Origin of the sequence: Aliiroseovarius sp., from assembly GCF_965228805.1 — a bacterium.
Lineage (GTDB): Bacteria > Pseudomonadota > Alphaproteobacteria > Rhodobacterales > Rhodobacteraceae > JASBTN01.
Window position 1 is genome coordinate 721,463 of the sequence record NZ_CBDDIE010000003.1, and the last position, 21,579, is coordinate 743,041.

Sequence of the window (21,579 nt, forward strand, 5' to 3'; positions counted from 1 at the left end):
GCGGTGCAGCTTCACCAGACCGGACATTCATGCTTTGTGCAGCATTGCGAATTGTCCGAGACCATTGCGGATGGGTTAACCCCCACTGAGTGTTTAAGGGACCCAGTCGGGGGTTGCGCGCTGATCACACCGTGGAACTGGCTGACAAGAAATCCGTCAATGCGCCGAGTTTGGAAGGCTCTCACCTTGGCCCTTTGGCGTCCGCGGCCCAGTTTGAGAAAGTACAGGGATTTATCGCAAAAGGTACATCAGAAGCGCGGCTGGTTGCTGGCGGCACAGGTCGTCCTGAGGGGCTCAGTGTTGGGTATTTCGTGCGCCCTACCGTTTTCGCGGAGGTCAACAATGACATGAGCATCGCACGGGAAGAGATTCTCGGACCGGCGCTCTGCATTATGCCATTTGAAACCGAGCAAGAGGCAATTGAGATTGCAAATGATACGCCCTAAGGCCTTGCGGCATACGTGCAAACCCATGACCCGTCCCGGCAGGAACACATGCAACGATCACTTCAGGCTGGCATGGTTCACATCAACGGCGCAGGCCTTGCCGCACGTAGCCCTTTCGGCGGGATGAAAATGTCAGGCCAGTCGCGTGCGCATGGGAAATGGGGCATTCACCGCCGCCGTACCAAGTTCCCCTTCTTGCAAAGCGTGCCCGGTCAAAAACGGTCGATACTGGTGAAAAACTCGGCCTGATTAGACGAGGCCATGTTTCTTTGCGAACGGGTCCCAATGTTTGTCTTGGTGCCAGTCATACTCGCTCCATGTTGCGACCTTTTCGGCAGTCTCATGGTCGTGCATCAAAGCGATTGCGCTCAAAGCCATATCCATCCCGGCTGAGACACCGGACGAGGTGATGAATTTATCGTCCTCCACCCATCGAGCTTGCTTCACCCAATCGACCTTCGGATATTGATCCGCAATTTTGGTGAATGCGGCTTTATTCGTCGTTGCGCGCCGCCCGTCCAGAACTCCCGCACCGGCGAGAAGTAAACTGCCGGTACACACACTCAGGACATACTCCGCCGGTTCCGATACGGTCCTGATCCAATCCAAGAGAGCCATGTTGCTCACCTCTCGGCGTGTTCCCATGCCTCCAGGAACGAACAGGACATCAAAGCGATCTGCATCTTTGAACGTCACGTCCGGATTGGCGCGCACCTGCTGATTGCTTGCAACGGGTTCAGAGGTCTCTGCGACCAGTTGGAGGTCAAAGTCATCTTTGAGCAACCCGAACATCTCAAGCGGCCCGAACAGATCGAGCAGTTCAAAACCTGGGAAGATCAAAGCGCCAACACGTCGCATAGCAGTCACCTAAAGTTCTGTCTCAATCATTTACCTGCATGCTATCGGTGCCCAATCCCTTGATCCACCCACAAATCACTGATTCACTTGCCTTATCGGCGGGGAGGATCGGGCGATGATGGGACTGCTGGAGACGCAGGAGAACCTGTTCTATCGGTTTCGGATCGAGGATCATGTCCCCCAGGGCCACCTTTTGCGCCGGATCGACTGGCTGTTGGACTTTGACGCGATCCGCCACGCCCTGCGGCATCGCCAACCGGACGTTGGCAAGACAACCTACCATCTTATTTTGCGCAGTCGGCGAGAGTCCTGGTAGAGCCTTAGGACTCTCTGAAACAGGCACTGGTGTTAGCCCTGGAGTGGTTGTGTGTTCCGCCTAAGGGGCCGAAATCATTGCCCTGCAACGGGGTCTGAATGCCAAATAACATTGACCCGAGCACTGGTAGGGTCATTGCAGAAGTCGTCTTGCCCGTCAGAGTACACCAATATCTGCTGCCTCAACGCGGTGTGGAACCCATAACACCCTTCATTGTCATATTCTGAAAATCCCAGGTCGATGCTGGCAAGGACCGAGCGTACAGCAAACTCTGCATAGTCTGGTCCAACAGAACTGCTGAACACCGTGCACCACGCAGGGAACCCGTCTCCTTCACCCGGCGGAATGACCCAAGCCGAGCCGTCCGGGCTCGTATAGATTTTGGCTTGATAGTAGTCATCATATTGCCCATGCCAACCAGCACCTTCGAGACGGTCGGCCGCGAACCAGGCGTCGTTGCCGAAATTCAAGCAAACACTAAGCCCCGTCACGAAACTGGCTTCGGTAATTGGGTCTGCAGCCGCTTGTCCGACACCTCCCAGCAAGGCCATTATCGCTAGTTTCACAAACTTCATTACATTTCCCCTAAATTCAGTTTCTCAGTAGCTTAGTTCCGGTCATGCTGGATAGTCGATGCGACCCAAGTGCACTTACGCACAGTCGTGAATGCTCAATTGCGTTCGCAATGACCGCAGCAATTTGCGGCAATTTACTCTCGTTCAGCGCCCTGCTTGCCCTTTGAAACCAATGGTCGCTTAGAGTCGCCGTCACCAAAACCCTTTTCAAGCCGACCCCACCAAAATGTGCCCAGACAAATAGGGGTGTCCAATGACTGTGCATGATCCGAAAAAGCTACAAGTGGTGCAGGCGCCCCCAAAGCCGCCTTCCCGTCCTCAAGAACTTCCTTCGGGTCCGCACCTGATCCGACACCTGTAGCGCCAGAAAGAACAGCCCCACACGTTGGACCTCAAGCACCGGACTATTTTGTTTTCTCTGAGATCTACGACCTGGAGCTTGTCGATCCTTTTTTGCGTCTCGGTCTTGGCCCCGACGGCGGGAAACTCGTGAAGTAGAAATACGACGTTCAACCATTGCAACGGCCACACAATTTGCCAACTCTATTCTCGTAGGCAGCATGACGGCTTGATGTGAGGGAACGAAAGACGACGTGAAGGACCGTTTCGAACCGGCAGTTGCTGCGACGTTTTCCCACAGAAAAATGGAGAAGTCCGCTTGCCCCCCCTAGTTGGCAGAGGATGCCTGTGTATTGGGAAGGAGAAAGCACAATGAACTCCAAGCCGTTTTCGACAGTCGCTATCGTTTTCCTCATGAGCTTGGGGGCAGCAATCACCCTGCCAGAATATGCCGCGAGGCATTGGAGCGAGGGATGGGGATCGGGCTGCTGCCAGAAGTAATGGTGGCGGATCTGGTGGCTGCCGGGCAACTTCAACCAATAAACCTCACGGGGCAATTCTCTCAGGTCGGCATCTTTGCCATCTACCCGGAAAAGGCTTTCCAACCCCGCAGGGTCAGCCTTTTTCTGGATCATCTCCGGAGGCAGGTCAGAGCGCACTCGTTTGATAGAAGACATTGACGCGGTTTGCGGCGCTTGACGGTTCCCCGCACCCGAGGGCACGCCGAGTGAGTTGATCCAATCTGGGGGCGGCGAATACAGCGGAATAGCTGTGAAATCGATCACGGTGTGTGCCAGGCATGTACCGGCATCAAAGCCCACTGATCAGCCCCACCTAAGTGGTCCAGTCTGAATGTTAGTGCATGATTGGCCTGGGTTCCATCGGGACGATGGTTTCCGGGGCCGGTGGGCGGTAGCCCAAGGCACTATGTGGCCGTTTGGTGTTGTAGTGCTTCCTCCATTGTTCAATCAGGATTTGCGCCTCCCGTAAGCTGTAGAAGACTTCACCATTGAGCAGCTCGTCGCGGAACCGGGCATTGAAGCTTTCACAGTATCCATTCTCCCATGGTGATCCCGGTTCAATGTAAGCGGTCTTGGCTCCGACGGCTGCAATCCAGTCCCGGACAGACTGTGCGATAAACTCAGGGCCGTTATCGGAGCGAATGAAAGCAGGGACACCACGCAGGATGAACAGGTCCGTCAGCGCGTCGATGACCTCGGTCGAGTTCAACTTCCGCTGCACACGGATCGCCAGACATTCCCGACTATATTCATCCAAGATGTTGAGGGTGCGAAACACCTTTCCATCATCCGTTCGATGATGAACGAAGTCATAGCTCCAGACATGATTGCGATACTTCGGTCGCAGCCGGACGCAAGAACCGTCATTCAGCCAGAGCCGCCCTTTTTTGGGTTGCTTCATCGGTACTTTGAGCCCCTCGCGTCGCCACAGACGTTCGACACGCTTGTCGTTCACCAGCCAGCCTGCATCTCTCAGCAAAGCGGCGATCCGGCGATAACCATAGCGACCATACTGGCGCGTCAGCGCGATCATGTCGGCCACCAGGCGATCTTCGTCAGCACGCCCAACAGGCATCCGTCTTTGTGTGGATCGATGCTGTCCCAAGACACGACAAGCGCGACGCTCTGAGATGTGAAACTGGCTTCGCACATGCTCAACGCAGGCGCGGCGACGCGAAGGGCTCAGTAGTTTCCCCGTGCGGCCTCCGATAGGATCAGCTTGTCCAGCGTCAGGTCGGACACGGCCCGGCGCAAGCGATCATTCTCTTTCTGGAGCCGTTTGAGTTCTTTCAGTTGGTCGGTTCCCATACCGCCATATTGCTTACGCCAGCGGTAAAACGTCTGCTCGGTTATCTGCACCTGGCGGATCGCATCAACTCGCGGCATCCCTTGGCCGCATAGCACCTCAACCTGCCGCAACTTCGTGACAATCTCTTCCGGTTTGTGGCGTTTAATTCCCATCTTTGATCCTCCGTTTCCTAACTATAGGGGCGGACCACTTCAGTGGGGGAGGATCACCACGACACTCTACACCAATTAAGTCGTTGAAATCACTGGCGACCCCTGAAGGACTCGAACCCTCAACCTGCTGATTAGAAGTCAGCTGCTCTATCCAGTTGAGCTAAGGGGCCGCTGCCCCGCAGGAATACCCGTGGAGAGCGGCCCCTTTCAACCGTTATTTGGGTCAGGCAAAAACAGCGCTCAGCTGATCGCCTTGGCCACCATCCAGGCCGCCGGCGCGCCGATGACGAAGCCGATAAGCGCCGATATAACAACGGGTTGCGTGGTATCATACCCCGCGGTCAGAGCGGCAACCATCAGGATGCCGGCCAGCGAGGTACCGATCATGGCATAGAGAATCAGGGCCAAACGGAACATGTGGAACTCCTTGTCCGAACTGCGCGTCGGGACAGGGATATTACAATTGCCGGATATATCTTTGATCTATGTCAGTCCCCGCCCATCATTCGCTTTGCAATGACCAGGGCGACGGGGAAACCCAGCAAAAGACCCAATGCTGCAAGGCCCAACAGCGGCCAGAGACCGGTGACGCCATTCACCAAGGCGACGACGACCAGCACGCTGGCGAGGGTGGATCCGATGATGCCTTGGAACAGAAGGGCGAGGCGGACCATGGGGGGCTCCGTTCGGTGGGGTTGCGGGTTCTTTAATGTCTTTAACGACGCTGAGGGGCAAACTTGCAACTCTTTAAAGGGTCGCAGCCCCCGGTTTTAACAACTTTAAAGGCCCCGCCATGCCGCTGATCATCCCCACATCCCACCTGCGCGCCCGCCTGACCCACGCGCTGGACACGGCGATTGCCGAACGCGATTTCGTGCTTGTCACCCGCCACGGCAGAACCGTCGCGGCGATCGTGTCGATGAACCAGGTCAAACGGATCTGGGCGGATGAGGACATCGACCTGTTCGGCCCGATCAACCCCAAGACCGGCCGCCCCATGGGCGCGGCCTGGGTGCAGAAGACCGGGTGGAAGAGAGGCATGCCCGCCCCGTGGGAAGAGGGGACGGAGGCGGACGGGGATCGGTCCGGTGCGGGGGAGACGGTGGAGCGGAAGCGGGGGTGGTGGGGGTGGTTTGGAAGCTGACACGCCGCAACGTGCATCAGGTTGGTGCGTACATGGATTGTCACGAGGCTAAGTTTGCACACCCCCTACCACCTCGTTATGGTCTGCCAAGCAGTGTTACCTATTAGAGGCGATCGCATTGAGTTGGCTACTATTCATGGACGAGAGCGGTCATGATCACAAAAATATGCCCCTTGAGGTTCGGGGTGGTGTCGCGATCCACGCATCTAAAGTTTGGCCATTTATTCAAGCTATGCAAAAGGCCGAAGTAGCGGCCTTTGGGTTTCAGCTTTCAGACCGCGGCCTAGAGCTCAAGGGCAGCAAACTCCTAGAAAACAAACGGTGCGAGTGGGCAAACCAAGAAGCGACACTTAGTGAAAAAGAGCGCCACAATGGCGTCAATCGGTTCGTAACAAAAAGCCAGCAGAAAGCGGCCCCCTCTAAACGCGATTTTACAGCCTATGGGCAAGCGTGCAAGTTGATGGCTCACTCCACTTTTAGAGCGCTAAAACAGCATGAAGCGCGGATATTCGCAGGCATAATTCCTCGTGGAATTAAGCCGCCCGCGGACTACGCTTACTCCGACTTCTTGCGCAAAGATCAAATCTTCATGCAAGAGAGGTTCTATTGGTTTCTAGAGGCTCAACAAGAAAACGGGCTGTTTGTAATGGACCAAACAGAGAAGCAAAATGACAAGCGGTATATCCGACGCCTACATGACTACTACAAATGCACACGGAATGGGAAACAGCGCGCAAGGTGGATTGTGCCTTCACCCATGTTTGTAGACTCGGAACTTGCACCGGGAGTACAAGCAGCAGACTTGTGCCTTTACTGTATCAACTGGGGATTTCGGCGCCCTGAGTGGAATTTCAAGGGCGCCAAACGGGACGATATTCATGCCGAGTTTGCTGGCTTCTGCGGGGACTTGCAACACAAAGGTCAAAGCGTAAATAACGGAAAAACCCACCAGATTTTTGGCATCGTCTACGTTCCCGACCCATATGTGGGTCGCAAGAAATTCGGCTAAAAAAAAGGAGGTAATGCATCGCGCTGCATTCCGATCTGACCTGCGTCAGGGGAACACCCGTGAGCCGAACCTCCGAATGCAGATAAATACGCAAAATACTAAGGAGTCAATAACTCGTCGCGCATTTTAGAGTGAACTTTCTAACACTCTCCAGTGAATGCATCACAAGAATAGCAGTTCGACTCTCCAAAACTTCACGTGTTTTCGAGAGCGCTCTCAAGGAACCGCAGAAAATGCGAACCTTGAGGAGAAACTGCTGCATCCAAAGTTGGCGAAACATTCGCGACCCGCTTGAAATACTCTATGGACGCACGCTGCTTTACAACGCGCTGCCGCGCACTCGCACTCGAAAATGGCCAGCTGTTAGCTGTCCATTTTGAGTGCGCTAATAAAGGCCTCTTGCGGAATATCCACCTTGCCAAACTGGCGCATCTTCTTTTTACCGGCCTTCTGCTTCTCCAGCAGTTTCTTTTTCCGCGTGGCGTCGCCGCCGTAGCATTTGGCGGTCACGTCCTTGCGCAGGGCGGACAGGGTCTCGCGGGCAATCACCTTGCCGCCGATGGCCGCCTGGATCGGGATCTTGAACATGTGGCGCGGGATCAGGTCCTTGAGTTTCTCGCACATGGCGCGGCCGCGCAGTTCGGCGCGGTCGCGGTGGACCATGGTTGACAGTGCGTCGACCGGTTCGTCGTTCACCAGGATCGACATCTTGACCAGGTTGTCCTCGCGGTAGCCCTCCATCTGGTAGTCGAAGGAAGCATAGCCCTTGGTGACCGATTTCAGGCGGTCGTAGAAGTCGAAGACGACCTCGTTCAGCGGCAGGTCATAGACGACCATGGCGCGCGAGCCCGCGTAGGTCAGGTCCAGCTGGATGCCGCGGCGGTCCTGGCAGAGTTTCAGGACGTCGCCGAGGTAGTCGTCGGGCACCAGGATGGTGGCCTTGATGCGCGGCTCTTCCATGTGGTCGATGGTCGAGGGGTCGGGCATGTCGGCGGGGTTGTGCAGCTCGATCATCGAGCCGTCTTTCATGTAGACGTGGTAGATGACCGAGGGCGCGGTGGTGATCAGCTCGATATTATATTCGCGTTCGATGCGGTCGCGGATGACTTCGAGGTGGAGGAGGCCGAGGAAGCCGCAGCGGAAGCCGAAGCCGAGGGCGGCGGAGGTTTCCATTTCGAAGGAGAAGCTGGCGTCGTTCAGGGCGAGTTTTTCGATCGAGTCGCGTAGGTCCTCGAATTCCGCGTTGTCCACCGGGAAGAGGCCGCAGAAGACCACCGGTTGGGCCGGTTTGAAGCCGGGTAGCGCGTCCTCGGTGCCCTTGCGTTCATGGGTGATCGTGTCGCCGACGCGGGTGTCGCGGACCTGTTTGATCGAGGCGGTGAGGAAGCCGATCTCACCCGGGCCCAGCACGTCGACGGGCTTCATCTCAGGCGTGAAGACACCGACGCGGTCCACCGGGTAGACGGCGTTGGTCGAGAGCATGCGGATGCGCTCGCCCTTCTTCAGCTTGCCGTCGATCACGCGGATCAGGACGATGACGCCCAAGTAGGCGTCGTACCAGCTGTCAACCAGCATGGCTTTCAGCGGCGCGTCGGCATTGCCCTGGGGCGCTGGCAGTTCGGTGACGATGGCCTCGAGCGTTTCGTGGATGCCCTGGCCGGTCTTGGCCGAGACCTGGATCGCGCCGGTGGCGTCGATGCCAATCACATCCTCGATCTGTTCGGCCACGCGGTCGCAGTCGGAGGCGGGCAGGTCGATCTTGTTCAGGACCGGCACGATCTCATGATCCGCGTCGATGGCCTGGTAGACATTCGCGAGCGTCTGCGCCTCGACCCCTTGCGTCGAGTCGACGACCAGCAGCGAGCCCTCGACCGCGCGCATCGAGCGGCTGACCTCATAGGCGAAGTCGACGTGGCCGGGGGTGTCGATCAGGTTCAGGACGTAATCCTCGCCATCATCCGCCGTGTATTCGATGCGCACCGTGTTGGCCTTGATGGTAATGCCACGCTCACGCTCGATATCCATGCTGTCGAGCAGCTGCGCCTGCATGTCCCGTTCCTTGACGGTCCCGGTCTCCTGGATCAGGCGGTCGGCGAGCGTGGACTTCCCGTGGTCGATATGTGCGACGATCGAGAAATTGCGGATATGTTTGAGGTCTGTCATGAGTGGGGTATTAGCGGGATTTTGGGGTTGGTCAAGGTGGGAAGCCCGAGTAACCCATCCCAAAGCTTATCGTTGTGAGAAGAAAATGGGTACGACTAACGTAGAAGGAATTTTCAACCTTCTTTTATTCGGCTTTGGCCTAACCGGCCCAATCCGAGAAATGTCTGAGGAAACAACCGCCCCTATCAGCCTTCCAACCGAGGGAGGTTCCCTTGTCACAGGCAGCTTAACCGCACAGACTTCCGCGAGTATTGAGCTTGCACCAATCGCTGTGCTTTCACTTCTTCGCGGACTTTTCTCGCTGGACGTATGCCTGCGCCAAACGCGCGCACCTCAAGAGACACTTGAGAGCTTTGATTCCGACATCTCGCTGCTCGCTGCACAATTTCTGCAAAGCAATTTTGGAGGGTATTTGACCACGACTTCAGACCTCAGCCGACGTGTCGATACACTCGATCGACTAGGAACCGAAGGCTTCTATGGCCTAGGCGATGCTCTAGCAATGACCCTTGCGCATTTCTCCAAGCTCTCCCCGCAGAAGACGGTCGAAGATAGAGCTGTCATGGTGCAAATTTCGCACGCCGTCGAAAGAGGCCTCACCAACCACTCCCAACGTTCAATATTCGAACGAAGTATTTCACGCGAGAGCCTCTCCGGCAAAGAGCTTCCGGAATTTGCCGAGTGCAATCATGGGCCGTTGGTAAACTTTCTATCCTCCGCTCCCCTCTGGTCCTTCTGGCGCGAGTGGTACCAAGGCTTTCTCGACGGCAAGCCGCTCGATTGGGAGTTGCAACGCCGGGTGGCTCTGATCCCGGATGCGGATTGGGCGTTGGGGCCGGAGCATATTGCCGAGAAAATCGAACATATCCGGGCGGGCTTCGAGGCGCAGGAAGCCGCGCGGGCGTTGCGGGACGAGGTCACGCGGCTGGGCGCCGCGTCGCCGGGTATGGGGCACAATCGGCCGCCGGAAGAGGTTGAGTGCCTGCCGTTGACTGATGAGGATCACCGGATTCTGGGCAGCGTGTTGATGGAACTGGCGGCAGATGACCAGCTTGAGAAGGCCTCGAAAGAGAGCATCAAAGGCAAGATCAGCGTGTTGACGCGGGTTCGCGAAGAGTTGGCTTCTTGGGCAGCGAAGGCCGCCGAAACCGCGCGCGACAAGTCTGCGGAACACGCCGGGCTGGCAGTTTGGTTTTCGGTACTCTTGCCGCTATTTGACAAGGTGATCGGAGCCTTGTTGAAGCTGCTTGGCTTCTAATTACCCCGCCCGGCGGAACCACCTGAAAACGGGAATATCTCTTCCCGAGTCGGACCGCGTTTGCGGTGGTAAACTCCCCTCAGGCCCCCCCAACCGGTGCCAACCTCCCCCCATACGGGGCAGGATTGGGGGAGGCTTCACTGAGAGGACCCGCCCCATGCAGAAGATCGTGCAAGCGCGTATCACTGGCCGTGTGCAGGGCGTTGCCTATCGTGCCTGGACGCAGGCGGCGGCGGAGAAGCTGGGGCTGACGGGTTGGGTGAGGAACCGGGATGATGGCTCGGTCCTGGCGCATCTGGAGGGCGACAAGGCGCGGGTGGATGAGCTGTTGACCCACATGTGGCAGGGGCCTGGTGCTGCGCGGGTTCAGGATGTTCAGGCGGAGGAAGTTGCGGCCGAACCCGGGCTATCCGGGTTCGATATCCGGCGCTGAGCTGGTGACTTGACTTGGATCATTGTCGGGGCTCTGGGCGGCGCATATGTTTGCGCTAACGAAACCCCGTGAGGCCGCCATGTCCGATATTCTCACCGTCACGCTGAACCCTGCTTTGGACATGTCGTCCTCGGTTGATCATGTACGCCCCGAAGACAAGCTGCGCTGCGTTTTGCCGGATCTGGATCCGGGCGGGGGCGGCACGAATGTGGCGCGGGCCATTCGGCTGTTGGGCGGGCATGCCAAGGCCTTTGTCGCGCTGGCGGGCTATCGCGGGCAGCAGTTTGCCGGGCTGTTGGCCGAGGAAGGCGTCGAGGCGGTGCCGTTTCATATCGAGGGCGAAACGCGGCTGTCGCTGGCGGTGACGGATGCCGCGACGGGGGAGCAATACCGGTTCGTCATGCCCGGGCCGCGCTGGACACCGGAGGAGGCGCATCGGGCGCTTGAGGCGATTGCGGACAACGCGCCCAAGGGCGGCTACGTCGTGCTGTCGGGCAGCCAGCCGCCGGGGGTGCCGGTGCATTTCCCCACGCAACTGGCAGCGGCCGTGGAAGAGGCAGGCGCGAAGCTGGTGCTGGACACTTCAGGCGCGCCTTTGCGGGCGCTGCTGGGTGTGGGGTCTGCACGGCAGCATGTGCTGCGGCTGGATGGGGCCGAAAGCGAAGATCTGGCCGGGCGGGCGCTGCCGGAAATCGGCGATGTGGCGGAGTTTGCCCATGGGCTGGTGACGCGTGGTGTGGCCGAGGTGGTCGTGCTGGCGCTGGGGGAAAAGGGCTCTCTGCTGGCGCAGGACGGGCATTGCTGGCACGCGCAGACCCCGCCGGTGCGGGTGAAAAGCAAGGTGGGGGCGGGGGACAGTTTTGTTGGCGCCTTTACGCTTGCGCTGTCGCGCGGGGCGACCTGGGAGACGGCGCTGGCGGATGGGGTCGCGGCGGCCTCGGCGGCGGTAATGTCGGATGCCACCGCGCTGTGCCTGCCGGGCGATGTGGCGCGATTGGCGGGGGCGGTTGAGGTGACCTCGGTCTGAGGCTTCGGCATCTGCTGGCCGGTTTTGCCCCGTGACCATTCGAGCAATTGAGAAAAGCGCGTGATTCTGCTAGGTTCGCGGCAATAGCGACCGGGACCACCTGGCAAAACAGAGGCAGAATGATGAAGCACCTGATCCTTGGGGCGGGCCTGATGGCCGCCTCCACCCTCATGACATCCTCCGGCGCATTGGCCGCCGGCAAGATCGAACGCGCCTGTCTGCAGGCGGATCGCGCGGCGGCGACGCGGCAGCTGTGCGGCTGCGTGCAGGACGTGGCCGAGGCGATGCTGAACCGCTCGGAGCGCAAGCGCGTGGCGGAATACTTCGAAGACCCGCACCTGACCCAGGTGCTGCGTCAGTCCGACCGCAACTCGGACGAGCGGTTCTGGCAGAAATACAAGCAGTTCGGCGAGGCGGTCGGCACCTATTGCAGCTGACGCCTAGCGGTCCAGTTCCGCGATCAACCCCTGTGATGCCTGTTCGACCAGATCCAGCGTCTGGTCGAAATCGCGCGTGTAATAGGGATCGGGCACATGGTCGCAACCTGCCTCGGGCGCGTAGTCGGTAAAGACGGCGACGGGGGTGTCATTGCCCGCGGGGCGCAAAGCTTCGATGCGCGCGAGGTTGTCCGCATCCATGCCGATGATCAGGTCGAACCGGTCGAAATCCGCCGCCACGAACTGCCGGGCGCGCAGGTTGGACAGGTCATAGCCCCGCGCCCGGGCGGCCTTCTGCATCGGGCCGTAAGGCGGCTCCCCCACATGCCAGTCGGACGTACCGGCGCTGTCCAGCATCACGTCGAGATCGGCGGCGAGCGTCGCAAAGACACCCTCGGCGGTGGGGGAACGGCAGATATTGCCGAGACAGACGAAGAGAATGCGCGTGGTCATACCCCGGGTGTAGCGCCAATCCGGGTGGATCGGAACCGTCTATTGCCGCTCAGCCCAGCGGCTGGCGCCAGAGCATCTTCATGTAATGGGTGCCACCCGCAAGTTCGTCGAGCATCTGTGTTATGCGCTTTTCCCGCGTCGCAGGGGCACATTCTAAACTGGGAAGCGACTTTTCCTCTATCCTACTGGAAAGTCAGGAGAACAGTTTATGAAACGAACCGAGCTAAATCTAGCCGAACGGCGCAAAATCGAGGACCTTTTGCATAGGAAGGTAAAAGTCGCCGAGATTGCGCGCCAGATCAATCGCCACCGTGCGACTGTCTATCGTGAGATCAAACGCAATTTCTTCAAGGATGAAGAGTTGCCTCAGCTCAATGGCTACTACGGGATGCTTGCCCAGAAATCGGCGGCTGATCGCCGTGCAAGACGTCGCAAACTGGTGCGTATTCCTGAACTCCGGGAAGCTGTGATAGGACGGCTCCAAGAAGGTTGGTCACCGGAACAGATTGCAGGTCGTCTAAAGCTTGAAGGTCATGCAACGACCGTCAGTCATGAGACGATTTACGCCTATGTCTACAGCCCAGACGGTCAATCACAGGCGTTGGCACGTTACCTTCCAGAACGGCGGAAGAAGCGAAAACCGCGCTATTCTCGCACACCTCGCGGCATGATGTTCCCGCTTGAAAGATCGATCCACAACAGGCCTGAGTACATAAAAGAACGTTCAACTTTTGGGGAATGGGAAGGTGATCTTATGATTTTCCGGCAAGAGCACGGGAAAGCAAACGTCGCATCGTTGGTCGAACGGAAGACCCGCTTTGCAGTCTTGTTCCGCAACAATGATCGCAGTTCGAAACACTTCATGGCGAAACTCATGAACGTAATGGAACCCCTGCCCCAGATCGCGCGCCAGTCTATTACTTTTGATCGCGGAATTGAGTTCTCGGGATGGCGAAAGCTGGAATCAGGAATTGGAACGAGCGCCTGGTTCTGTGATCCGCAGGCCCCATGGCAAAAAGGCTCGGTTGAGAACCTGAACAAACGGGCTCGAAGGTATTTGCCGCGCGATACCCCGATCGCGGCGCTCTCAAATCGCGACATGAAGGCGATTTGTGACCGCCTGAACGGAACACCAAGGAAATGTCTTGGGTGGCGAACGCCAACAGAAGCATTCACCGAAGAACTGAGAAAACTTGGATAACAAGAAATGTCGCAACCTAACTTGAGTTCACAAGGGCGCTTGGCACGGTTGATCCAGCCCAGGTAGTCATTGCGCTGATAAGGGGGACGGTCGTCATAGGCGGGGCGCAACCCGGTCTCGTCCAGACGCCGGTGGACATCTGGCGGCATCGGCTCGGGTGCGCGCGTCAGAACCATACCCAAGCCTGCCCTTGCAGAATGCAATGTGTCAAGCGGACCTGCCCATAGGGAGGGGTTGATTAACCGGGTTAATAGAGAGTGAATTGATCCATGCGACTCGAACGACCCTGCCTTGCACTTCTGCTTCTTTCCCTCCTGCCCGCCCAAGGCGCACCCCATGTGCCGGACGCACCAAGCTGCCTCGACCCGACCCGTGCCGCAGCCCTGACCCCCGGCGCGCAGGAGCCCCGTCCGATCGGGCTCTGGCCCCATGACGAGGGGCGCGTGGTGGGCTTTGCCTTCGGCCCCGTGACCTCTGCTACATCGGCACCGCGCGAAAAACTCTTCCTGTTCCTCTTGGACAATGGCGCCTGCTTTACCCGCGCGGTGCTGTTCGACCACCGAAACGGTGAAACCACCGCCCGCCTGTTCACACCGGAACGCAGCCGCAGCCTGGTCGGCATGGCCTTGCCACCGGACCTGAACACCGCCCTGCACCTGGCGGCGGAGGCACTGCAATGACCGATATTCTGATCCTGACCGGCGCTGGCATCTCGGCGGAAAGCGGGCTGGGCACCTTTCGCGACGAGGACGGGCTGTGGACGCAATATGACCTCAATGACGTCTGCACGCCGGAAGGCTTCTCGCGCAATCCGCGCCTGGTGCATGACTTCTACAACGCCCGGCGCGAGAACTGCCTGAACGCTGCCCCCAATGCTGCCCATGAGGCCCTGGGTCGCCTGCAGCGCGAAAGCCGCCACAAGGTCACCATCGTGACCCAGAACGTGGATGATCTGCATGAACGCGGCGGCGCGGCGGAGGTGCTGCACATGCATGGCGCGCTGTCCGGGGCGCTCTGCCACAGTTGCAACACCCGCTGGCCCGCGCCAGAGGTGATGGACCCGCTGGCCCCCTGCCCCAGCTGCCGCCTGCCGGAAACCCGGCCCGATATCGTCTGGTTCGGCGAAATGCCCTACCACATGGACGAGATCTACCGCGCGCTGGCCCAGGCCCTTCTGTTCGTGGCGATCGGCACCAGCGGCAATGTCTACCCGGCTGCGGGGTTCGTCAGCGAGGCGCGGGGCGCGGGCGCACGCACGCTGGAGCTGAACCTGGAGCCCAGCTCGGTCGCGGGTCAATTCGACGAGGCGCGGCTGGGCCCGGCCACGGAAACCGTTCCCGCCTGGGTCGATGAGGTGCTGGCCGCCGAGTGACCGGTAGCTGAGGCGCAAGACCTCGCCGCATGTAACAGCCCGAGCCGGGCCGAGGGCCCGGCGAGACATCGCGCCTGCGCGGCACGCGCAGCCCTTTCGGCAACGGTGGACACAAAGAAACCCACGCCGGTCCCGGCGCGGGTTCTCGGGGTGACGAACCCCTGAAGCATTTCGGATCAAGTCGGATCAACGTTCGATGCTGAAACGTCCACCCTTGCGAAACGCTTCATTCAGGCGGCTCGGACAGACGCAGGACGCAAAAAAGCACCCACCCGAAACCCGAATCCTGTGCTTAGTTGTTCGACCCGTGGTCCATCGCACCATGGCCCATGCCGTGCATCGGCTTGCGCTCCAGATCAACGGGGATCTCGACCACCATCTCGCCAGCCTTCTCGAAGACCAGGGTGACAGTGACATTCGATCCGTGCTCGAGCGTGTCGTTCAGACCCATGAACATGACATGATCGCCCCCGCGTTGCAGCATATGGGTGCTGCCGGCAGCGACGGGAAAGCCTTCCTCGACCTCGACCATCTGCATCACGCCCTCGGCGTTTTCGATATGCGTGTGCAGTTCGACACGTTTGGCGATGTCGGACTTGGCACCGATCAGGCGGTCGCCCTCGTCGCCCATGTTCATGATCTGCATGAAGGCGGCGCCTGCCATGGCATTCGCACCGGCGGCGCGGGCATAGGCGTCTTCGATCATGATCTTGCTTTCGGCGAAAGCAGGCAGGGCGAAGGTCAGGGTGGCAACCGCCACACCAAGGGTTTTGGTCAGGGACATGTTTCTTTCTCCTGTCTGTCCGGATGTTCTGGGTCTGAAAGGCCGTCAGGCACACCAAGAGCCTGAGTTCACGCAGGCGCTCTGGGGTCTGAGAAGGGATCAGACGCGGGCCGGCGGCCCCCGGGCAGAGGGAGAAAGCTCGTGCTGCGCGAGTGACGAATTCGCGGTCACGGGCGTGATGCGGGCGATCAGGCGGCGCTCAGGCAGCTCCATCACCGGCATCGAGAAGTCGGCCACGACATAGGACGCAGCGTCGGGGCAGACATGGGATTTTTCCACGGGTTGGCCATCGGGGCCAATGGTGATCGTCGTCAGGCCGACACCGGAACAGATCACCATTTCCATCCCGAAATCGGGATTTGTCCCCCGCGCCTGGGCGAAGGAGAAACCGGTGACCGTCAGGGCGAGGGCCAGGAAATATGCGAACAACGCACGGATCATGCCCTAGGGCTATGCGTCCAGCGCTGGCTTTGCAAGGGACAAATCGCCACGCCGAAACACCCGGCGCCCAGACATGCGAAAAGCCGCCCACGACTGGTGCCGGGGCGGCTCATTCAGCGTCGCGCAAGCGATCAGGCGGCGGCCTGAGCCTTGGCGATGTCTTTCTTGATTTTCAGCGCGTTGGCCGACAGGTCCGCGTCCTTGGCTTTGGCCAGGAAGGCGTCCAGACCACCACGGTGGTCAACCGAGCGCAGGGCGTGAGCCGAGATGCGCAGTTTGAAGGCACGACCCAGCGCTTCGGACTGCAGGGTCACATCGTTCAGGTTGGGCAGGAACCGACGGCGGGTGCGGTTCTTGGCGTGGCTCACGTTGTTGCCCGTCATCGGGCCCTTACCGGTCAGTTCGCAGCGGCGCGACATGGTTCTCTTCCTTGCTCTTCAGGCCGTTTTCGCAGGCGGTCCCAGATCAAGGGCCCACGTCAAGCCGGTCAACACAAACGGGCGCCGCAATGGCAGCGCCCCGAATTCCGTCCGGGGTCTTTAGACCTGTTGACCGACCCCGTCAAGTGAGTCGGCGGATGGAATCCGTGCTTTGACGGGCTTTTGGCAGGTCCGGGCGGGGTGGTCAATGAGCTGCGGGGCGACCATGGCAACGCGGAACAAGAAAATTCAGAATTTTCTTGGCAATTTTCTTCTGAAGAAAATTGGGCTGGCGCGCCCTACCCCCCTGCCGTCACGCCATGGGCGCGGGAAAAGTCGCGCGCGGCGAGGTCTTCGGGGTCGATCCAGAATTCGACCACGCCGACATCGCAGAACATGAAGTCCACGCCGTCGTCGCTGTCCAGCACCAGAAGGCGCACGCCGGTGCCCGGTGTCGGGTTGGTCTTGGCCTGGGCGTGGCCCAGCATGATGTGTTCGGGCACGGTGGAGCCCGGGTTCAGACCCTCGCCCACCAGGTCAATTACCGCCTCGGGCAACCTGGCCCGCAACGCGGGATCCGAAGCTGCGCTCTGGCAAAGCCGGGCGATGGCCTTGGTCAAGGGCGCGGCGACATTGGACCCGTGCCAAGGCGAAAACGCATGTGCCGGTCCCATCAGCCAGTCGACAAAGGCGCGGGCCTGGTCGGGCGGCACCGGCGCACCGTGGGGCGTGGCGGTGAGCATCGGCGCCGCCTCCTCAAGCGCGGTCAGTTCCGCCGACAGTTTGCGCACCAGGTTGAGCTGCTTGCTAATCAGCGCCTCGCGCTGCTCCGGCGTACGCGAGCTCCCCTGATCCTTGCGGTAGAAGTCCACCATGCGATGCGCGCCGGCCAGGTGTTTCAGAACCCGTGCCGAGAGGATGTCATAAAGCTCCTGGGGCACATCGCCGAGCCAGGGAAAGGCCGGATCCTTCGCCAGCGCCTCGCAAAGGCGGAACTGCGTGACCAATCCACCCTTGCCATCCGCAAGCGCTTGCCCCGCCTCGTCGCGCAGCACTTCGCTTTCGATCAGCTGCCCCGGGGTGGAAGGCGTGGGTTCGGGCAGATGGATGCGCATCTGCGCCTCGTGCAGGGCCCGGGCCATGTCCACTTCAATGCCGTATTCCTCGATCGGATAGGCGCGCATGGCATGGGCGGTAATGGGCCAGGCGGGATGACTGCGCACACCGGGATCGGCATGGCCGCCGCTGCTTTGCCCCGGGGCGTGGCCGATGTCGGGCAGGTCGTCCGGTTCCGGGGTGCCCTGCCCCGCTGCCTGTTCGGCGGGCACATAAAGCACGCGGGTGAAATCATCGCCCTCGGTCCCGGCGCCGGGGTCGTTGGGGCCTTCCCAGACCATTTCCTCATCCAGGCCAGCGAAGAACAGCAGCGTGCCGTCCTCGGGCAGGGGCGTATCCGTCTCGACCCGGGGCAGTTCGGCGCAGTCGACCTGGGCCAGGAAATGCAGGGGCTGGCCGGTCTGGCCATTGCGCGGCCAGGGCGTGCCGGGGGGCAGGCTGGGCCGACCGCCGAGGTGGCTGTTCACCTCGGGCCAGTCCTGGGCACCCTCGCCTGTAAGCGGCCATGCGCGGCGCAGGTAGATGGCGCTTGTCGCGCCCTCTTCCAGTTTTTCGCGCAGCTTGGTGGGGCTGGGTGGGCCCTGAGGTTCCGGCGGGCGGGCGGCCTCGGCGGCCTTCTGTTCCGCGTCCCGGCGGGCCTGATCGGCGGCGGCCTGGTCCGGGTCGGCCAGGTGGGCGGGCATGGGCGGCAGGTGGTCAAGCAGTGCCGCCACCTTGCGTAGCTGTTTCAGGCGGCTGGGATCGGTGAACTGCAGTTGCGAGAGCGTCGCGCGGCCGCTCATCAGCCGGTGCATCACCACCAGGTCACGCTGCACCGAAGGCGGCAGCTGGCGCGAAGCGTCGGTCCCGAAGGCAATCGGCGACAGGCCCGCGTCCAGGCGTTTTTGAAACATTACCCCGTTCAGAAAGCGCACGGTTTCCAGCCGGGCGTGCGGGCTGGAGGAGATCAGCAGGCGATAGACCTCGGCCAGCGCCTGATGATCGCGCGGCCGACCCGTCAGCCAGGACAGCAACCAGTTGCGCGCCCAGCGCAGGCGCAAGTACCAGCCCGGCTGCGCCTCCTGCGGGGACAGACCACGAAAGCGGCCTTCGAGCGCATGGGCATCCTCGACATCCAGCCCGGCCACACGGGCCACATGGGCGGCCAGGTCAGAGGCGCCGAGCGGCGCTTGCCAAACCGGCGGCGAGAGCGCGTTGATCCGCCAGGCATCGGCCAGCAGACGGCGCTGGGGCGCCTTCTGGTCCTCGGCAAAGACATCGGTGGTCAGGCCATAATGCTTCGCGAGCGCCTTGATCGCCGTGTCGCGTTTTCCCGCCGCGTTGAATTCGAAGGAAAAGCTCTTGTTCCAGCGCAGCCAGATGAGCTTGCGTCGGGCCACGCCGCCAAACAGACGCACAAGTTCCTGCCAAAGGATCGCGACGACGAAGATTGCCATCAGGGGCAGCAGCACAAGCAGGGCAAGGATGGCGACGACGGCCATGACCTCGTGGCTGGGAAAGATCAGGATGGCCGCGAGAATGGCGGCGAGACACAGGTAACGATCGAAAATCACAAAGGCACCCTTCTGGACGTGAATGGGCGCAGTCTGCGTGAGTCTTTCGGGCCAAATCAAGGCCCGGTTGAGGAAAAGCCGGGGTTTAGAAAGAGATCAGGCTGCGGAGCCGTGACCAGATCCCTGACAGCCAACCGCTGCCAGCGGCGCGCGGATCCGGGTAGCGACATTCCGGACGAATGGTCGGGCCGCCACTGTCCGCCCAGCGGCTGGCGGAAAGACCGATGTTCTGCATGTCCTGTGGCATCTGTCAGCGCCTCCCCGACGCGGTGAAGATTCGGGCCCCCGCCCGTTTCCTCATCTTTTGCCGAGAATGCTGAACAGAAGGTTAATGGGGGCGGTTTCCCCGCCCCCGCCTGTTTCTTTTTGCGGCCTCAGTCCTCGGCCAGGAAACCGCCCGACTGGCGCGCCCAGAGCCCGGCATAGGTGCCGTCTGCCGCCAGCAGCTCGTCATGCGAGCCATCCTCGACCACCCGGCCCTGATCCAGCACGATGATGCGGTCCATCTGGGCAATGGTCGACAGGCGGTGGGCAATGGCGATGACCGTCTTGCCCTGCATCATGCCGTAAAGCGTCTTCTGGATCGCCGCCTCGACCTCGCTGTCGAGCGCGGATGTGGCCTCGTCCAGCACCAGGATCGGCGCGTCCTTCAGCATGACCCGGGCAATCGCGATGCGCTGGCGCTGCCCGCCGGACAGTTTCACGCCGCGTTCACCCACATGGGCGTTGTAGCCCTTGCGGCCCTGCGGGTCTTCGAGCGTGGCAATGAACTCCTGCGCTTCGGCCCGTTCGGCTGCGGCCTCCATCTGTGCCTGGGTGGCGGCGGGGCGGCCATAGAGGATGTTCGCGCGCACGGAGCGGTGCAGCAGGGAACTGTCCTGGGTCACCATGCCGATGGCACCGCGCAAGCTGTCCTGGGTGACCTGCCCCACGTCCTGACCGTCGATCAGAATGCGGCCCGCTTCGGCGTCGCGGAAACGCAGGAGCAGGTTCACCAGCGAGGATTTACCGGCACCTGAACGGCCCACCAGGCCGACCTTCTGCCCCGCAGGGATGTCGATGGTGACATGGTCCAGCCCACCGGCACCCTTGCCGTAATGGTGGCTGATATCGTCGAACCGGATCGCGCCATGGCTGACCTCCAACTCACCCGCATCCGGGGCGTCGGTCAGCTCATGCGGCACGGCGATGGAGCGCAGCCCCTCGCGAATGACGCCCGCATGTTCGAACAGGCGAATGGTCACCCACATGATCCAGCCGGACATGCCATTGAGGCGCAAGACCAGCGCGGAGGCCGCGGCGACCTCGCCCAACGAGACGATATCGCGGGTCCAGAGCCAGATCGCCGGGCCAAGCACGCCGGTGATCAGCAGACCGTTGATCAGGTTCAGCCCGATGGACAGCTCGGTCATCAGCCGCAGGAAGCGCTGGAATCTGAGGCGCAGGCGTTTCAGGGCGGAGAGCACATAGCGTTCCTCGCCCTGCCCCTGGGCAAAGAGCTTCACGCTTTCGATATTGGCATAGGCGTCCACGACCCGGCCGGTGACCAGCGAACGCGCGTCCGACCATTTCTCGGACGCGACCGCGACGCGGCGGGCGACATAGCGCACATAGGCCACGTAGAGCACGAGCCAGAGCGCCAGCGGGATCGCCAGGCGAATATCAAGCTGGCCCAGGATGACCATGGCCGAGAGCACATAGGTGATCGCGTACCAGAGCGCCTCGAAGGACATATAGGCCGAATCCTCGACCGCCGGGCCCAGCTGCATGACGCGGTTCGAGAGCCGACCGGCGAAGTCGTTCTGGAAAAAGCCCAGCGACTGGCCCAGCAGGTGCTTATGCGCGCGCCAACGCACCTGTTCCTGCAGGTTACCGGCCAGGGTCTGTTCCAGCAGCAGGTGGTTCAAACCGATCATGAAGGGCCTGAGGAACAGGATGAACGCGGCGGCCAGGGCCAGTTCCATCCCGTGGTCGGACCAGAAGGAACCAGGGGTCGATCCGCCCATCAGGTCGATCACGCGGCCGGAGTAGAAGATGATCCCCGTCTCCATCACCGCGACAACGACGCCGCTGAGCGCCATCCAGATCATCAGGCGTTTATACGGGGCCAGCTGCGTGCGCAGGAAGGCCCAGAGCGTGGCGGGCGGGGTGTCGCCCGCATGGGGGGCGAAGGGATTCACGAGGTTTTCGAAATAACGGAACATGTGGGCGCTCCATGCGCTGGAATAGTGGGGGGAAACACGTGGGACGGGG

24 protein-coding genes, 1 tRNA gene and 1 pseudogene are annotated in these 21,579 nt (G+C 60.6%); 11 read left to right on the forward strand and 15 right to left on the reverse strand.

Annotation, left to right across the window (positions count from 1 at the left end; translation table 11 throughout):
• Positions 1 to 131 precede the first annotated feature (131 nt).
• Positions 132 to 695, forward strand: a pseudogene (locus ACO07D_RS04690) (aldehyde dehydrogenase family protein).
• Here the strand turns inward: ACO07D_RS04690 and ACO07D_RS04695 are convergent.
• The gene (locus ACO07D_RS04695; protein ID WP_421701801.1) at positions 696 to 1,304 is read right to left on the reverse strand and encodes a DJ-1/PfpI family protein; all 609 of its coding nucleotides are present in this window, start codon (positions 1,302 to 1,304) and stop codon (positions 696 to 698) included.
• Between the two features lie 115 nt (positions 1,305 to 1,419).
• On the opposite strand from ACO07D_RS04695, the gene ACO07D_RS04700 reads away from it, so the two are divergent.
• Positions 1,420 to 1,620: a hypothetical protein gene (locus tag ACO07D_RS04700; protein ID WP_421701802.1), complete on the forward strand. Its 201-nt coding sequence runs from the start codon at positions 1,420 to 1,422 to the stop codon at positions 1,618 to 1,620.
• 74 nt (positions 1,621 to 1,694) lie between these two features.
• Here the strand turns inward: ACO07D_RS04700 and ACO07D_RS04705 are convergent, their stop codons facing one another.
• The 6 genes from ACO07D_RS04705 to ACO07D_RS04730 form a co-directional block, all read right to left on the reverse strand.
• A complete protein-coding gene (locus tag ACO07D_RS04705) occupies positions 1,695 to 2,195 on the reverse strand; it encodes a hypothetical protein (protein WP_421701803.1) in 501 nt (166 codons plus the stop codon).
• A gap of 509 nt (positions 2,196 to 2,704) precedes the next feature.
• Entirely contained in the window at positions 2,705 to 3,319 is a 615-nt protein-coding gene (locus ACO07D_RS04710; protein WP_421701804.1) for a hypothetical protein, read from the reverse strand.
• 70 nt (positions 3,320 to 3,389) lie between these two features.
• Positions 3,390 to 4,516 (reverse strand): IS3 family transposase gene (locus ACO07D_RS04715; protein ID WP_421701028.1). Its coding sequence is split into 2 segments (ribosomal slippage): positions 3,390 to 4,252 and positions 4,252 to 4,516, totalling 1,128 coding nucleotides; the frame shifts between segments, so codons are not numbered across the junction.
• A gap of 93 nt (positions 4,517 to 4,609) precedes the next feature.
• Positions 4,610 to 4,686, reverse strand: a tRNA-Arg gene (locus tag ACO07D_RS04720).
• Between the two features lie 70 nt (positions 4,687 to 4,756).
• Positions 4,757 to 4,933: a CTP synthetase gene (locus ACO07D_RS04725; RefSeq protein ID WP_421701805.1), complete on the reverse strand. Its 177-nt coding sequence runs from the start codon at positions 4,931 to 4,933 to the stop codon at positions 4,757 to 4,759.
• Positions 4,934 to 5,004: 71 nt separating this feature from the next.
• Positions 5,005 to 5,190, reverse strand: a complete 186-nt coding sequence (locus tag ACO07D_RS04730) for a CTP synthetase (RefSeq protein WP_421701806.1) — start codon at positions 5,188 to 5,190, stop codon at positions 5,005 to 5,007.
• A 119-nt stretch (positions 5,191 to 5,309) separates the two neighbouring features.
• Here ACO07D_RS04730 and ACO07D_RS04735 point away from each other — a divergent pair, with 119 nt between their 5' ends.
• Entirely contained in the window at positions 5,310 to 5,660 is a 351-nt protein-coding gene (locus ACO07D_RS04735; protein WP_421701807.1) for a type II toxin-antitoxin system Phd/YefM family antitoxin, read from the forward strand.
• 136 nt (positions 5,661 to 5,796) lie between these two features.
• Entirely contained in the window at positions 5,797 to 6,669 is an 873-nt protein-coding gene (locus ACO07D_RS04740) for a DUF3800 domain-containing protein (protein ID WP_421701808.1), read from the forward strand.
• A 363-nt stretch (positions 6,670 to 7,032) separates the two neighbouring features.
• On the opposite strand, the gene lepA is transcribed toward ACO07D_RS04740, so the two are convergent.
• Complete coding sequence (lepA, locus tag ACO07D_RS04745; RefSeq protein ID WP_421701809.1) at positions 7,033 to 8,832, reverse strand: translation elongation factor 4; 1,800 nt, start codon at positions 8,830 to 8,832, stop codon at positions 7,033 to 7,035.
• A gap of 85 nt (positions 8,833 to 8,917) precedes the next feature.
• Here lepA and ACO07D_RS04750 point away from each other — a divergent pair, with 85 nt between their 5' ends.
• The 4 genes from ACO07D_RS04750 to ACO07D_RS04765 all read left to right on the forward strand — a co-directional run bounded on the left by ACO07D_RS04750 (position 8,918) and on the right by ACO07D_RS04765 (position 11,987).
• On the forward strand, positions 8,918 to 10,090 hold the full coding sequence (locus ACO07D_RS04750) for a hypothetical protein (protein WP_421701810.1): 1,173 nt from the start codon (positions 8,918 to 8,920) through the stop codon (positions 10,088 to 10,090).
• A gap of 157 nt (positions 10,091 to 10,247) precedes the next feature.
• Complete coding sequence (locus tag ACO07D_RS04755) at positions 10,248 to 10,523, forward strand: acylphosphatase (protein ID WP_421701811.1); 276 nt, start codon at positions 10,248 to 10,250, stop codon at positions 10,521 to 10,523.
• Between the two features lie 79 nt (positions 10,524 to 10,602).
• Positions 10,603 to 11,550, forward strand: coding sequence for a 1-phosphofructokinase family hexose kinase (locus ACO07D_RS04760; RefSeq protein ID WP_421701812.1), 948 nt, complete (start codon positions 10,603 to 10,605; stop codon positions 11,548 to 11,550).
• Between the two features lie 122 nt (positions 11,551 to 11,672).
• A complete protein-coding gene (locus tag ACO07D_RS04765) occupies positions 11,673 to 11,987 on the forward strand; it encodes a hypothetical protein (protein ID WP_421701813.1) in 315 nt (104 codons plus the stop codon).
• 3 nt (positions 11,988 to 11,990) lie between these two features.
• Here the strand turns inward: ACO07D_RS04765 and ACO07D_RS04770 are convergent, their stop codons facing one another.
• Positions 11,991 to 12,440 (reverse strand): low molecular weight protein-tyrosine-phosphatase, encoded by a 450-nt coding sequence (locus tag ACO07D_RS04770; RefSeq protein ID WP_421701814.1) that lies wholly within the window; start codon positions 12,438 to 12,440, stop codon positions 11,991 to 11,993.
• Positions 12,441 to 12,648: 208 nt separating this feature from the next.
• Between ACO07D_RS04770 and ACO07D_RS04775 the strand changes: the two genes are divergently transcribed.
• The 3 genes from ACO07D_RS04775 (at position 12,649) to ACO07D_RS04785 (ending at position 15,013) form a co-directional block, all read left to right on the forward strand.
• The gene (locus ACO07D_RS04775) at positions 12,649 to 13,641 is read left to right on the forward strand and encodes an IS30 family transposase (RefSeq protein ID WP_421701032.1); all 993 of its coding nucleotides are present in this window, start codon (positions 12,649 to 12,651) and stop codon (positions 13,639 to 13,641) included.
• 269 nt (positions 13,642 to 13,910) lie between these two features.
• Positions 13,911 to 14,321, forward strand: coding sequence for a hypothetical protein (locus tag ACO07D_RS04780; RefSeq protein ID WP_421701815.1), 411 nt, complete (start codon positions 13,911 to 13,913; stop codon positions 14,319 to 14,321).
• Complete coding sequence (locus ACO07D_RS04785; RefSeq protein WP_421701816.1) at positions 14,318 to 15,013, forward strand: NAD-dependent deacylase; 696 nt, start codon at positions 14,318 to 14,320, stop codon at positions 15,011 to 15,013. Before ACO07D_RS04780 ends, ACO07D_RS04785 begins: the two co-directional genes overlap by 4 nt.
• A gap of 292 nt (positions 15,014 to 15,305) precedes the next feature.
• Here ACO07D_RS04785 and ACO07D_RS04790 read toward each other — a convergent pair whose 3' ends face one another.
• The 6 genes from ACO07D_RS04790 to ACO07D_RS04815 all read right to left on the reverse strand — a co-directional run bounded on the left by ACO07D_RS04790 (position 15,306) and on the right by ACO07D_RS04815 (position 21,530).
• Positions 15,306 to 15,797 (reverse strand): copper chaperone PCu(A)C, encoded by a 492-nt coding sequence (locus ACO07D_RS04790; protein ID WP_421701817.1) that lies wholly within the window; start codon positions 15,795 to 15,797, stop codon positions 15,306 to 15,308.
• Positions 15,798 to 15,896: 99 nt separating this feature from the next.
• On the reverse strand, positions 15,897 to 16,238 hold the full coding sequence (locus ACO07D_RS04795; protein WP_421701818.1) for a hypothetical protein: 342 nt from the start codon (positions 16,236 to 16,238) through the stop codon (positions 15,897 to 15,899).
• A 131-nt stretch (positions 16,239 to 16,369) separates the two neighbouring features.
• The gene (gene rpmB, locus ACO07D_RS04800) at positions 16,370 to 16,657 is read right to left on the reverse strand and encodes a 50S ribosomal protein L28 (RefSeq protein WP_421701819.1); all 288 of its coding nucleotides are present in this window, start codon (positions 16,655 to 16,657) and stop codon (positions 16,370 to 16,372) included.
• Positions 16,658 to 16,956: 299 nt separating this feature from the next.
• A complete protein-coding gene (locus ACO07D_RS04805; protein WP_421701820.1) occupies positions 16,957 to 19,326 on the reverse strand; it encodes a DUF1963 domain-containing protein in 2,370 nt (789 codons plus the stop codon).
• An 85-nt stretch (positions 19,327 to 19,411) separates the two neighbouring features.
• On the reverse strand, positions 19,412 to 19,573 hold the full coding sequence (locus ACO07D_RS04810; RefSeq protein ID WP_421701821.1) for a hypothetical protein: 162 nt from the start codon (positions 19,571 to 19,573) through the stop codon (positions 19,412 to 19,414).
• A gap of 127 nt (positions 19,574 to 19,700) precedes the next feature.
• Positions 19,701 to 21,530: an ABC transporter ATP-binding protein gene (locus tag ACO07D_RS04815; protein ID WP_421701822.1), complete on the reverse strand. Its 1,830-nt coding sequence runs from the start codon at positions 21,528 to 21,530 to the stop codon at positions 19,701 to 19,703.
• Positions 21,531 to 21,579 lie beyond the last annotated feature (49 nt).

Coding starts and splice junctions, on each gene's coding strand:
- ACO07D_RS04750 (WP_421701810.1), top strand. CDS start 8,918: ATGGGTACGACTAACGTAGAAGGAATTTTCAACCTTCTTTTATTCGGC.
- ACO07D_RS04740 (WP_421701808.1), top strand. CDS start 5,797: ATGGACGAGAGCGGTCATGATCACAAAAATATGCCCCTTGAGGTTCGG.
- ACO07D_RS04765 (WP_421701813.1), top strand. CDS start 11,673: ATGAAGCACCTGATCCTTGGGGCGGGCCTGATGGCCGCCTCCACCCTC.
- ACO07D_RS04695 (WP_421701801.1), bottom strand. CDS start 1,304: ATGCGACGTGTTGGCGCTTTGATCTTCCCAGGTTTTGAACTGCTCGAT.
- rpmB (WP_421701819.1), bottom strand. CDS start 16,657: ATGTCGCGCCGCTGCGAACTGACCGGTAAGGGCCCGATGACGGGCAAC.
- lepA (WP_421701809.1), bottom strand. CDS start 8,832: ATGACAGACCTCAAACATATCCGCAATTTCTCGATCGTCGCACATATC.
- ACO07D_RS04705 (WP_421701803.1), bottom strand. CDS start 2,195: ATGAAGTTTGTGAAACTAGCGATAATGGCCTTGCTGGGAGGTGTCGGA.
- ACO07D_RS04790 (WP_421701817.1), bottom strand. CDS start 15,797: ATGTCCCTGACCAAAACCCTTGGTGTGGCGGTTGCCACCCTGACCTTC.
- ACO07D_RS04730 (WP_421701806.1), bottom strand. CDS start 5,190: ATGGTCCGCCTCGCCCTTCTGTTCCAAGGCATCATCGGATCCACCCTC.
- ACO07D_RS04775 (WP_421701032.1), top strand. CDS start 12,649: ATGAAACGAACCGAGCTAAATCTAGCCGAACGGCGCAAAATCGAGGAC.
- ACO07D_RS04780 (WP_421701815.1), top strand. CDS start 13,911: ATGCGACTCGAACGACCCTGCCTTGCACTTCTGCTTCTTTCCCTCCTG.
- ACO07D_RS04815 (WP_421701822.1), bottom strand. CDS start 21,530: ATGTTCCGTTATTTCGAAAACCTCGTGAATCCCTTCGCCCCCCATGCG.
- ACO07D_RS04725 (WP_421701805.1), bottom strand. CDS start 4,933: ATGTTCCGTTTGGCCCTGATTCTCTATGCCATGATCGGTACCTCGCTG.
- ACO07D_RS04785 (WP_421701816.1), top strand. CDS start 14,318: ATGACCGATATTCTGATCCTGACCGGCGCTGGCATCTCGGCGGAAAGC.
- ACO07D_RS04760 (WP_421701812.1), top strand. CDS start 10,603: ATGTCCGATATTCTCACCGTCACGCTGAACCCTGCTTTGGACATGTCG.
- ACO07D_RS04770 (WP_421701814.1), bottom strand. CDS start 12,440: ATGACCACGCGCATTCTCTTCGTCTGTCTCGGCAATATCTGCCGTTCC.
- ACO07D_RS04735 (WP_421701807.1), top strand. CDS start 5,310: ATGCCGCTGATCATCCCCACATCCCACCTGCGCGCCCGCCTGACCCAC.
- ACO07D_RS04700 (WP_421701802.1), top strand. CDS start 1,420: ATGATGGGACTGCTGGAGACGCAGGAGAACCTGTTCTATCGGTTTCGG.
- ACO07D_RS04795 (WP_421701818.1), bottom strand. CDS start 16,238: ATGATCCGTGCGTTGTTCGCATATTTCCTGGCCCTCGCCCTGACGGTC.
- ACO07D_RS04755 (WP_421701811.1), top strand. CDS start 10,248: ATGCAGAAGATCGTGCAAGCGCGTATCACTGGCCGTGTGCAGGGCGTT.
- ACO07D_RS04810 (WP_421701821.1), bottom strand. CDS start 19,573: ATGCCACAGGACATGCAGAACATCGGTCTTTCCGCCAGCCGCTGGGCG.